We start from the raw sequence: 12,054 nt of genomic DNA, 5'->3' as shown, positions 1-12,054 counted from the left end.
GAATGATCCGCTCCATTTCGAGAAAAATGGATCTATGATCTGTTCATATAATGCAATTGCCGTTGGGTCTGCGTCCCTGTTTCTGCTTGATCGTGCCTGAGCGGTACGCTTTCAGCAGTTCACGGAGGTCATCTATCTTACCAAGCAGTTCTGCACCTTTGTCGGTATCGGATATATTTGCGCGGCGCTCAAGCCTTTCCACCATGCTGAGAGTCGGAGTGTGCTCACTTTCACCTGCAATAAACGGCTGATGCTGTGCGAGATTCAAGCTGTGACTGTCGTAGATCAGCGTATATCCTGCGATACCCGTTGCTTTCTGATATGCCTTCGAGATACCTCCGTCTATAACAAACAGCTTTCCGCCTGCCTTGACAGGGCTTTCACCATTTTTTATGCGGACAGGTACGTGACCGTTGATGATATGCCCTCTGTCGGGGTCAAGCCCGAACATTCTAAGTATGAAGCGGCAGACATCTGCCTGCTCGGAAAAATGGTAGTAGGCGTTGTAATTCTCGGTGTGTGTCGATTTGTCTTCAATAAAATAGCGTTCAAAAAACGCCATCTTATCCTTTCCGTAGAGCGGTGAGTTAGGTCCGCACCAAAGGTACCAAAGCATATCTGCCGAGTTTTCTTTTTCATCGCATGGGTGAAGAAAGTATGCTTTGTTAGCCACCTCGTCCAGTTTATCGAGCATCGCTTTGCCCGAATATTGCTCACCCTCTATAGTCAGCGACAGTGGTTTGCCGTTTTCGTCCATCGGTATACAGCCATGAAAGAGCAGATTTCCGTTTATTGTCTTATACATCGAACCGTTGGAGTAGAGAAAACGCATGTGTTCAGCAAGTTTTTCGCTGTGCATGAAGGAATTTGTCAGCACTGTCATCAACTCATTCTCTTCATCGGTCAGCGCAAGAGGGTCTTCCCTGCTGACTGTCGGGAAATTCTTATCCAAAAGTTCGTATCTGACACCGTTCAGTTCAACTGAACCGTTGACAGGATCGATATTTCCGAATACATCTCGTCCGTCCATTTCCCATTCAGGGTGGCGTTTTATCAGCTGGCTCTCAAGTTTTAACTGTATGATGGTTATAGCTTTGTGCATTTTGGCAACGAGTTTAGTATCTACAGGGTCATAAATGTTGTCATCAAGTGTCTGCGGCATGAACAGCGCACAATCATCGTCTTTGTAGACTTCACCCGCAAAAACCGCAAGCGCACGCAGGTTTAACCCATATCCGTCTTCAAGTATATCAAAATTATTGTATCGCATCGAGATGCGGATAACATTGGCTATAAGTGCCCTGTTTCCTGATGCGGCACCCATCCAGGAGATATCGTGATTTCCCCACTGTATGTCAACGTCGTGCATTTTCATCAACTCATTCAATATTATATCGGCGCGTGGACCTCTGTCAAAGATATCACCGATTATGTGAAGGCTGTCAATTGCCAGCGATTGAATGACCTTGCAAAGTTCGTTGATAAAGTGGTCTGCGATGCCTGTATCGAGTATCGTTGTGATTATCTCATCGTAGTAATACTCTTTGATGACATCGTCGGTGACATTCAGCAGTTCATCCAGTATATAGACCATATCCTGCGGAATTCTTTTTCGCACACGCGAACGGGTATATTTTGCCGATACAGCTTCCAGCACCAGTATCAGCCTGTAGATAGTCAGTCTGCGCCACTCATCATCAAGTATACCTGCCTTTTTCAAGCGTTTCTGCTCTTTATCGGGGTAGTATATCAAAGCCGCCAGCGCTTCCCTTTCGGCTGACGAAACTGTCTTGCCGAGTGTCAGGTCTATTTTTATCTTTATCATGCCCGACGCGCTTTTCAGCATATGCAGAAAGGCTTCATACTCGCCGTGCATGTCACTGAAAAAGTATTCTGTCCCCTTTGGCAGGCTGCGTATCGCTGACAGATTAACTATCTCGCTGGCGGCACTGTCTATATTCGGGAACTCCTTTGCCAACAGCTGTAAGTATTTTTTGTCCATAAAATGTCACTCTTTTCTAAGGTAAGTATACTACCCTATTCCCACTCTCTATAAATAAACAGTCAATTTCAAGTTCCGATAAGCTGAATTTTTTTTGCTTTATGCGAAGCTCATCGTTCAGCTAAGGTCTAGGGTCGAAAAGCCTGCATCGGCAATAAGACATTGCATCTTTACAAACTCGCGCTGATTGACCGTATCACTCAGAAGACCTTTTCTGTCAAAGACTATCCTTGTCGGCTTATCTGATGTATAGAACTCAAAATACGGAGGTTCGGCATCTATATCACGTTCACCGACACAGGTATTATTTTCGCCAACGCACTCAGAAAAAACCAGTTTTTCACCTGATATAAAGACGATACCGCTTGAGTTTACCTCTGCTACATCTGTATATTTTTTCTCTTTGTACTTCATGGCTGTGTCCTCCTTTTTGCTTATGCTATGATTATATCACGAAATGTTAATTTATTCAATTGTTATACTAACTAATTTTCGCAATTTCCGAAAACGCTTTCGGATAAAATGTGCAGTAAAAAACATTGTCTGTTGATCGTGTACATCTGATATACATTCATGATTTTATACTTGATAGGCAAAGTTATCTGTAGGCAATTTTTATGTTTCTATCTGATCAAAGAGAGTCAAAAAAAAATAATGCAAAAAAACGAAAAAATTTGAAAAAAGGGGTTGACAAATCAGACCATCTGTGCTATAATAGATACTGTTGTGAGAGACAACGCAAAATCAAACAATGGAGAAGTCGCCTAGCCCGGTTTATGGCGCACGACTGGAACTCGTGTATGGGTTAATAGCTCATCGAGGGTTCGAATCCCTCCTTCTCCGCCAATATGACCTCGTAAACTTTGGTTTACGGGGTCTTTTGTTGTTTTTAAAGCAATTACAAGTGTCCGTAATATTACCCGACTAAGTGACTAGATTTCTATGCTAATCAATTTGCTAATCATTCTGCTAAAAGAACGACTTTTTGCTAAACGAACCATGCGAACAAGATAATATATCATACCATTTATTTACACTTGATTTTTAAATTTTTTGATAATAAGTTAACATCAATTGCCTGTCATATTGCTAATCAAATGATAAGCGCATTACTAACCAAGTCTGCTAATTCCTGTTTCGCTCTGGTACTATCAGCATACACTGAATCGGTTACAGCTGTTGAACTGTGTTCTAATTCCAGACTTAATACTTTAATTGGTACATTCAAATCAATGCACAATACCGCATAGCTGTGTCTTAAATCGTGAAACCGTGTGTTTGTAGGTAAACCACATTTCTCTAATATACGCTTAAAAGCATGATACAGTGTTTGTGGACTTAGTACGTTTCCAACTTCATCACAACAAATCAAATCAAGACTTGAATATGTTTCACTAAGTTTCTGTGCTTGTAAATCGTTATATGCTTTTTTACGTTTTATAAGCTGTTCAATCTCCGGACTTGTTGAAAGAACTCTGTTACTGCTTTCACTCTTTAAACATTTCAAGCCATAATAACTTTTATTGTCTGTTTTGGTATCGTCCTTAATTGTACTGACCTGTCTTTGTATAGCTATTGTATGCCTTGCAAAATCCACATCACTATATTTCAAGCCTAATACTTCCCCTCGCCTTAAACCTAACAGCATTGCGAGCTTGATTTCAGTTTCGTATCTGTGACCCTCTAAGACTTTCATCGGTAAACGGATTTGGAACTCCAAACTCATCTGCAACATTGCGCATGAGTTCATATAATTCAGAATCATCGAACTCCCTATTTGCAGAAGACTCCTGATCCATTGTCTTTTTCAGGACCGCAAGAGTTGTCTCGTATTAACCAGGGGTATTGTTTCCTCTTATCGCATTAAAATAAGAGTAAATAGTATTTATCCTATTGTTATTGTCGTTCATGGCTTAACCCCCTTGGCAAGATATACATCTAACTATTGCATAGTATATCACACTTTCTGTTTTTTTGGTCAATACTTTTTGGTATGCGCATACCAAAAACTTTTTATGAACAACTTTTATGCAACAGTTCTATTGTCTCAACTCTCAAAAAAGTAGTTTCATAGTCTCGACTATGTGTTTTTCAGTAGTCAGAACTGTTGTTACAGAACAACTAAAAGGGATCCCGGCAGGAAGCTCGTAATCGAGCCATCTTTCGGAATCCCTTTGTTTTAAGCCATTCTCGGCTACCTATTTACTTTTCTTTTGACATCAACACCACGCACTCCACATGCGTAGTTCTCGGAAAAAGATCAAATCCCATGACTTTATCGCAGCTGTAGCCCAGTTCACCGAGGATCGCACAATCTCTGGCGGCGGTTGTATGATTGCATGATATCATGACTATCCTGTCCGGGGACATTTTTGCCATATATTCCAGCGATTCCCCGTCACAGCCGCGACGGGCGGGGTCGGCAATTATAACATCGGGTCGCTCACCGCGTTCATAAAGAAGTTTTGCTATCTTACCTGCATCGCCGCATATGAACTCAGCGTTCTCTATCCCATTTGCTTTAGCATTTACAACAGCATTGTCGATAGCAGGCTGGATTATCTCTACACCGATAAGTTTTTTTACTTGCCGCGCCATCGACAAGCCGATAGTACCTGTTCCGCAATAAAGGTCAAGCAAAGTCATGTTTTCAGACAATCCTGCAAGTTCGGCAGCCATAGCGTAAAGCAGTTCTGCTTGATGTGTATTGACCTGATAGAAAGATAAAGGCGATATAGACACGGTATTACCGCACATTGTATCCTTGATGCTTCCATCGCCATAAAGATATTTCATTTTCTCACCGAGAATAACGTTAGTATTTCTGGGATTTTCGTTCAGCAGAACAGTTTTTATATCACTGAATGAATCAAGCAGAGCAGGAACAAGATCATCAAACACACCAGCTTTTTTTATGCTTGTGACCACAAGACAGACCATGATCTCGCCTGAATTTGCACCGCGTCTTAAATAGATATGCCTTAAAAGTCCGCTCAATCTGACTTCATCATAAGCAGGGATATGACGAGTGTTGACATAGCTGATGATCTTATCGACTATATCAGAAAAGATCTTTGGCTGAAGTCTGCACCTTGTAAATTCAACTACCCTGTGTGAACGCTTTGCATAGAAACCGCAGACAGCTTTACCCTCTGTTTCAGCCACAGGATATTGCGCCTTATTCCTGTAAAGATCAATATCTTTACAACCTGAAAAAGGCAGATATTCGGGTGAGAGTTTGCCGATCCTCTCAAAGGACTCACGTATGAAATTATCTTTTATGCGGCATTCCTCTTCATAAATGATATGCCTGAAAGAACAGCCGCCGCAGAGTTTGCTGACAGGGCAGTCAGATTCGATGCGAGTATCAGATCTTACTGTATAGCTTTCTGCTCTGCCATAGCAAAACGAACTTTTCACCTTAACGATACGGCATTCGATAACATCACCGACCGCTGTTGACGGCACAAAGACTGCTATGCCGTTGTATCTTCCGACACCGTTGCCTTCGTTGGTAATATCAGTTATTTCAAGAGGTATTATATCATTCTTTTTGAGATCTTCCATAAAACTCCTCAATTACATCCTTTCGCGACAGCATAAGATCAAAATGCTTATTGTACTCCAGCGGAAATTTGTAGTTAAAAACACGTTCAAGTCTGTCAGGGTGATCGACCAGCTTGGTAGAAGCCCCTGCACCTATTGCAATGATCGTCTGCACTTCTTCCATTATGTAGATGTTGTACAGACTCTCAAAGCCGCGCTTCGACCAGCCTATATTTTCCAGATTTCCCACCATATTCTTCTGGCGGTACAGATAATACGGCAAATACCCGCTTTCAAACAGTCTGTTTGTCGCATGCTCGACCATGTCATCAGTCGGATTTTTGAGTACCGTCTTGTCGCCATGATTTAAGACTGCCGCACGCTTTATCGAAAGTGTGTGGACAGTATAGTTCTCAGGTGACAATTCGATCAGCTTGTCGATAGTATCATCAAAACTCTCGACAGTATCGTTTGGCAGACCTGCGATAACATCAGTATTGATACAAGAAAAACCGATCTTTCTGGCTAACTCAAAGCTGTTATAGAACTGTTCAACGCTATGTGAGCGCCCTATAGCTTCAAGGACAGCGGGGTTAAGACTCTGAGGATTTATAGAGATGCGTGTACAGCCATTTTCTTTGATAGTTCTCAGCTTTGCCTCTGTAATAGTATCAGGTCTGCCTGCCTCGACAGTATACTCTTTCACGCCCGACATATCAAAACAATGCTCGATGCACTTCATTAACGCACCAAGCTGTTCTGCTTCTATAGATGTCGGAGTACCACCTCCGAAATACACAGTTTCCAGCTTCAAGCCGAGCCTTTTCGTAATAAGCGCGGTATGCCTTATCTCGCGGCACATCTTGTCTATGTATTCGGGTATCAGTTTTCTGCCGCTGTCAAGTGTCTGCGAAATAAACGAACAGTATGAACACCTTGTCGGGCAGAACGGTATCGAAACATACAAACTGAACGACTTCTTATCCAGTGCATCGAGTATCTGCTTCTGCGTCATAGCTGTAGCAAAGGCTATATCGCACTTTTCTTTACTGCACAGATACTCATTTTGAAGCCGATCATAGACTTCCTCTTTATCACAGCCCTCGTTCAGCCATGTGTTGACCCGCTTTACAGGTCTTATGCCTGTTAGCACGCCCCACTTAGGCACTATACCTGTCATCTCAGAAAGTATCTTGTACAGTATCCGCGACAGGCACAACTCCTCGTCAAATTTTTCGTTTCCGCCCTTTTTATCGAGCAATAAGCCTTTTCGCCCTACCTCGCCGTTGTATCTGCATATTATATACAGCAGAACGTGCTTTTCAGTCTGCTTTGCTCTTGCAAATACAAAGTCTTCGTCATTTGCACATTCTATCCTGTCTGACGAAATATGTCTGAACTGAGTTGCAGGGATAAAAAGTTTGAGCACACCCTCCAGTTCATACTTATAATCATTGCCGCTGAGGATAAGTGTCATTAAAAGCCACCGCCCGAATATTCTCTGAGATAAGGGTTCATCCTTCTCTCCTGATCGAGTGTAGTATTGCCCATATGACCGGGATAGATAGTAAGGTTTCCGCCAAGATCGGCTATCTTCGCCAGTGACTTCTTCATCTGTTCGTGGTCGCCGCCTTCAAGATCTGTCCTGCCTATCGACCTGCAAAACAGTGTATCGCCGGTAAACATAACTTCACCACAGATAAAGCAGACAGAGCCCGGTGTATGACCGGGTGTTTCAAGCACATCGAATTCCAGCTCGTCAAGTCTGAGGATATCGTTCTCAGTGAACAGAGTCACATCACCGTTATAGGTCTTGTATCCTCTTGAACGGAAATGTGCTGCCAGCATAGCGTCGCCGTTTCGCAGCATTTTTTCGTCCAGCGGGTGTATGTAGACTTCACAGCCTGTCTTCTCCACCAGATCCGCTACAGCACCTATGTGGTCAAAATGCCCGTGTGTGAGAAATATTTTCTTAAGTTTGCATTTGTAGAACTCCAGTTCTTCAAGTATATAATTTGCTTCAGCAGGTGCATCTATCAGCACAGCGTTGCCGCTGCTGCTGATAACGATGTAGCTGTTGGTTTCGCAGATGCTCAATGGTTTTAACTTGATAACTCTCATTATTGACCTACTTTCCGCTTCTCTCAACGGAGATGACATTCTTTATCTTTTGCAGTTTGCTTATCACATTCTTAAGTTGTTCCATACCTGCTATGCTGACTGTTATCGACATGAGTGCGTTGCCGTTTTTCAGTTCACGCGAAGTCGATTCATATATGAAAACGTTTATCATAGCCAGTGCCGATGATACATCTGCCAGCAGACCTATCCTGTCCACCGCAACGATATCCAGTGTGGTCTTGAAATAAGTGTTGCTGCTCTTGCCGCTTCCCTTTTCCCAGACTACCTTTACCCAACGGTCAAGGTTTTCGCCCTTGCTGACCTGATTTACGTAATTCGCACAGTCGCTCTTGTGTACCGATACGCCGTGACCTCTTGTAATGAAGCCGATTATATCGTCACCTGGCAGCGGATTGCAGCACTGTGCAAACTTTATCACACAATCGTTGATGCCGTCTACCACCACGCCCGATGATGACTTGACAGGCTTTATGAGCGACTGCTCGTCCTGCTCTTCCGCTTTTTCGCCGTACTTCTTGTTGTAAGAGTCTTTCAGCCTCTGCATCAGCTTTGACAGCTGAACGCCTCCATAACCGATGGCAGCAAAGAAATCGTCCAGCGTTTCACAATTATGGCGCTTCATATCCAGTCTGAGGAACTCTTCCAGTTCGTCCTCAGGAACACGTATCATATGTTTTCTGAATTCTCTTTCAAGTGCGGCTCTGCCCTCAAAGATATTCTCTTCGCGGCGTTCCTTTTTGAACCATGAACGTATCTTGGATTTAGCCTCATTGGTCTTTGCTATATTGAGCCACGACCTGTTAGGTCCATGTCCGGGTACATTTGAGGTGAGTATCTCGATTATCTCGCCTGTGCTTATCACATGGTCATATGACACCATCTTTTTGTTGACTTTTGCGCCGCACATTCTATGACCGACTTCGGTATGTATCGCATAAGCGAAATCTATGACTGTTGCCCCGACAGGCAGTGTTATCATATCGCCTTTCGGTGTAAATGCGAAAACATCCTCAGGTGAAAGGTCACTCTTTATCGCGCGGACTATCTCTTCGACATCATTAGACTCTTTCTGGTTCTCGATTATCTGTCTTATCCACGCAAGGCGTTTATCATCCTTAGCGCTGCTCTTTACACCCTCTTTGTACTTCCAGTGCGCTGCGATACCGAATTCTGCAAGGCGGTGCATATCCCATGTTCTTATCTGCACCTCAAACGGTATGCCTTCTCTGCCGATGACTGTTGTGTGAAGCGACTGGTACATATTCGCTTTAGGGGTCGAGATATAATCTTTGAAACGGTTGGGTATCGGCTTGAACATATCGTGTATTATGCCCAGCACGTTATAGCATTCGTTGACTGTATTCACTATAACTCTCACAGCATAACGGTCGTATATCTCGTCAATATCCTTGCCATCGCGGTAGACTTTCTTATATATGCCGTAGATGCTCTTAACACGCCCCGATACGTTAGGTGCAGGGTCAAATTCCTTTGCGAGCCTTTCAGCTATCTTGTCCTTGATGCTCTCAACAAGTGCTTCGCGGCTGTCGCGGCGCATAGCCATCTGCTGTTCTATCTCTTCGTGTGCGAACGGGTCAAGATAGAAGAACGAGAGGTCTTCCAGTTCGTCCTTTATCGACCTTATCCCCAGTCGGTGAGCGATAGGCGCATATATATTCATAGTTTCGCGTGCTATTGTCCTGCGCTTGTCATCTCGGCAGAAATTCAGCGTACGCATGTTATGCAGCCTGTCCGCCAGCTTGATTATGATGACTCTTATATCCTCACTCATGGCAAGGAGTATCTTTCTGATGTTTTCAGCCTTCTGCTCATCTTTGGTAAATATCTCCACCGCACCCAGCTTTGTGACGCCGTTTACAAGCATCGTCACATCAATGCCGAACTTCTTGTGGAGTTGTTCCAGCGTACAATCGGTATCCTCCACCACATCATGCAGCAGCGCCGCACAGACTGTGTCGGTGTCCATACCGAGTTCGAGCAGTATGTAGGCTACCGCTATCGGGTGGGAGATATACGGTTCTCCCGACTCACGCTTCTGGTCGTGATGATAACTTTCAGCCAATTCATAAGCCGAAACTATCTTCGACAGGTCATACTGCTTCTCGCTGTCGATGACCTTCTGGATTATCATATCAATGGTATATACCCGTTTGCTCGCATTTACAATATAAGCAGGTATGGGCAGCCCGCCCTCTGCCATTTCGTACTTGCTCTTTTTAGGTACCTCATCACTATTGGATCGATTTGTTTCCGCCATAACTCATTCCACCTTTCCAATCATTGATCTTAACTTTACCAGCGTGTCCGATTCTTCCAGATCTACCTTCTTTGAAACAGGAAGCAGCTTTATCCTCATTGAAGATCCTTCATAAGAGATAAGTTCCTTGTCCTTGAATATATCTATGATTATCTTTAACTTGCAGTAATTCATACTGTCGCTTGAAAGGCGCATGAACAATGTGTCCATGGAAGTTTCTCTGACAGCATTGAGGTATTTGTATACCATTATCAGTTCATTACGTTCGGGGATTATCTTCTTTACGAAATTCACAGGCAATTCTTCACCACTCATCAGTTTTTCGTAAGTATCTTTTGCGGCGATATATCTTTCCTGCTTCACACCGCTCAGCCTGATATCCTCGACCTTTATCGAAACAGACTCCTTGTTATTGAAGCTGTTTATCTCCAGCTGTACCAGCATATCCACATTATCGCCCTTAGTAAAGCAGAGCTTGGTTGGGTCATGCCCGAACATCAGCGCCTGTGCCCTGAGTCCTCCATAGACAAATGTGAACTTCGTGTGGGCATTCTCTTTCAGCCCGACTATATCCGTCACCTTAGCGCCCAGTATGGCAAAAAGCGGGCGCGGATTGCCCTCACCCAGCGGTTCGAGAACATTCAGCCCCTTGACCATATCAACACTGATATCCGCAGGCATGAGCACCTTGTCAGCGTAAAGTGTTCTTACTGCGGGCTTTTCAAGCGTTGCAGAATATTCATAAACTTTCTGCCTGAATGCTTCTATATCCTCAGATCTCAGCGAAAAGCCTGCCGCACATTCATGACCGCCGAATTTCGTGAGCAGATCCTTACAGTAGGTGACGCACAGGAACATATTCAGCCCCTTGACCGATCTCGCAGAACCCCTTGCTTCACCGTTGCCCTCGTCAGTTATGATAATTGTAGGCTTGCCGTATTTATCCTGTATCTTTGATGCAACTATGCCGATTATGCCGTGATGCCAGCCTTTACCTGCCAGTACGATGACCCTGTGTTCAAGTACGGTCGGGTCGCTGTCTATAAACTCACGGATATCTTTAAGTATCTCCTGCTCGCTGGTCTTGCGCATGTTGTTAAGGGTGATCATCGTATCAACGTAGCTTTCAGCATCTTCATCATCTTCACTTAACAGTGCCTTGACAGCAGTTATGGGCGAACCGAATCTGCCCGATGCGTTTATAACAGGTCCTATTCTGAAACCCACATGGTCGGAAACTATGTGTCCCCTGTCGATATTCAGCTTTTCCAGCATCATATCCAGACCAATTATCTCGGTGTTGGGCAGATATCTGAAACCTGTCTTCACAAGCGTCCTGTTCTCACCGTTCAGCGGGACTACATCAGCCACAGTACCGATGGCGCACAGGTCGGAATACTGCTCGATGACCGCTTCATAATTGCCGCCGTCCAGCGCGGCACACAGCTTGAGAGCCACACCCGCGCCGCAAAGATCCTTAAACTTGCTGGGGCAATCTGTCTGATGGGGGTCAACCACAGCTTCAGCCTTCGGCAGTTCTTCACCGGGCTGGTGATGATCGGTCACTACCAGCTTCATATCAAGTTCATATATTCTTTCGGCTTCATTTATGGCAGATATACCGTTATCTACCGTAACTATCAGCTTTACGCCCTTTTCAGCCAGTTCTTCGACCGCTTTGACATTAAGACCATAGCCGTCATCACGTTCGGGTATGTAGTACATTACATTCGCGCCTGTACTTTCCAGGTAGCTGAACAGAATAGAAGTCGAAGTAACGCCATCACAGTCATAGTCACCGTAAATACAGATAAGTTCGTAAGCATCGACAGCCGCATTTATTGTTTCGACCGCTTTGTCCATATCCTTTATGGCAAAAGGATCTTCAAGTTCCTGCTCGGTGAAAAACTCCACGATACTGTCAAGATCGTTGTAACCGCGAGAGGAAAGAACTTCCAGCGTCAGCCTGTTAAGGTCGGTCTTCTGATCAAACTCCGCGACCTTAGAACTGTCCGCCTTACCTATCCTCCATCTGTTCATAAACACTACCCCCATTTTAAAATATTTTCTTTTTATTATACCACGA

8 protein-coding genes and 1 tRNA gene are annotated in these 12,054 nt (G+C 44.1%); 1 reads left to right on the top strand and 8 read right to left on the bottom strand.

Annotated features, from left to right (window positions below; all coding sequences use genetic code 11):
• Positions 1 to 43: 43 nt before the first annotated feature.
• Both CUS_RS08075 and CUS_RS08070 read right to left on the bottom strand, forming a co-directional pair.
• Complete coding sequence (locus CUS_RS08075; RefSeq protein WP_002849238.1) at positions 44 to 2,002, bottom strand: fructose-bisphosphatase class III; 1,959 nt, start codon at positions 2,000 to 2,002, stop codon at positions 44 to 46.
• Positions 2,003 to 2,119: 117 nt separating this feature from the next.
• Positions 2,120 to 2,416, bottom strand: a complete 297-nt coding sequence (locus CUS_RS08070; protein ID WP_002849433.1) for a hypothetical protein — start codon at positions 2,414 to 2,416, stop codon at positions 2,120 to 2,122.
• A gap of 339 nt (positions 2,417 to 2,755) precedes the next feature.
• On the opposite strand from CUS_RS08070, the gene CUS_RS08065 reads away from it, so the two are divergent.
• Positions 2,756 to 2,848 (top strand) — tRNA-Ser (locus CUS_RS08065).
• A gap of 247 nt (positions 2,849 to 3,095) precedes the next feature.
• On the opposite strand, the gene CUS_RS08060 is transcribed toward CUS_RS08065, so the two are convergent.
• The 6 genes from CUS_RS08060 to recJ form a co-directional block, all read right to left on the bottom strand.
• Positions 3,096 to 3,698, bottom strand: coding sequence for a site-specific integrase (locus CUS_RS08060; RefSeq protein WP_227945420.1), 603 nt, complete (start codon positions 3,696 to 3,698; stop codon positions 3,096 to 3,098).
• A 506-nt stretch (positions 3,699 to 4,204) separates the two neighbouring features.
• Complete coding sequence (rlmD, locus tag CUS_RS08055; RefSeq protein WP_002849212.1) at positions 4,205 to 5,569, bottom strand: 23S rRNA (uracil(1939)-C(5))-methyltransferase RlmD; 1,365 nt, start codon at positions 5,567 to 5,569, stop codon at positions 4,205 to 4,207.
• Positions 5,547 to 7,025: a coproporphyrinogen dehydrogenase HemZ gene (hemZ, locus tag CUS_RS08050; RefSeq protein WP_002849236.1), complete on the bottom strand. Its 1,479-nt coding sequence runs from the start codon at positions 7,023 to 7,025 to the stop codon at positions 5,547 to 5,549. The genes rlmD and hemZ overlap by 23 nt, the downstream gene beginning before the upstream one ends.
• Positions 7,025 to 7,669 carry an MBL fold metallo-hydrolase gene (locus CUS_RS08045; RefSeq protein WP_002849516.1) on the bottom strand — a complete coding sequence of 215 codons (645 nt, stop codon included), beginning with the start codon at positions 7,667 to 7,669 and terminating at the stop codon, positions 7,025 to 7,027. The genes hemZ and CUS_RS08045 overlap by 1 nt, the downstream gene beginning before the upstream one ends.
• A gap of 7 nt (positions 7,670 to 7,676) precedes the next feature.
• The gene (locus tag CUS_RS08040) at positions 7,677 to 9,968 is read right to left on the bottom strand and encodes a RelA/SpoT family protein (RefSeq protein ID WP_002849325.1); all 2,292 of its coding nucleotides are present in this window, start codon (positions 9,966 to 9,968) and stop codon (positions 7,677 to 7,679) included.
• A 3-nt stretch (positions 9,969 to 9,971) separates the two neighbouring features.
• A complete protein-coding gene (gene recJ / locus CUS_RS08035) occupies positions 9,972 to 12,008 on the bottom strand; it encodes a single-stranded-DNA-specific exonuclease RecJ (RefSeq protein WP_037276927.1) in 2,037 nt (678 codons plus the stop codon).
• Positions 12,009 to 12,054 lie beyond the last annotated feature (46 nt).

Origin of the sequence: Hominimerdicola alba 8 (assembly GCF_000178155.2) — a bacterium.
Lineage (GTDB): Bacteria > Bacillota > Clostridia > Oscillospirales > Ruminococcaceae > Hominimerdicola > Hominimerdicola alba_C.
This window is presented reverse-complemented; position numbering and strand designations above follow the sequence as displayed.